This window comes from Fructilactobacillus sp. X2R1C1 (assembly GCF_059901435.1).
In genome coordinates, this window is sequence record NZ_JBWXUV010000063.1 from 1 (window position 1) to 309 (window position 309).

1 protein-coding gene is annotated in these 309 nt (G+C 45.0%); it reads right to left on the reverse strand.

All coding sequences use genetic code 11. From position 1 onward, the window contains the following. Positions 1–309 (reverse strand): alpha-amylase family glycosyl hydrolase (locus AC6UDG_RS07515; RefSeq protein WP_500706963.1); only part of this gene is annotated, 309 nt, incomplete at both ends.

Sequence of the window (309 nt, forward strand, 5' to 3'; positions counted from 1 at the left end):
GTTCCTGACATTTCACCGACCGTCATGATGTCATATTTTGATAAGACATCGGTATTCAATTCACGCAAAAACTCATTCAACCGTGGTCCGTTCAAAACCCCTGCACCCGGTGCCGAATATTTAGCATTGGCAGCTTTCGGCATGTTTGGCAATCCTTTGGGCTTGGAAATCAAGTTAATGGCGTCCATTCGGAAACCATCGACGCCCTTATTCAACCAGAACTTCATCAGACTTTTAACTTCTTCTCTGACTTTGGGATTTTCCCAGTTCAAATCGGGTTGACCGTCCGCAAAAAGATGGAGGTAGTAC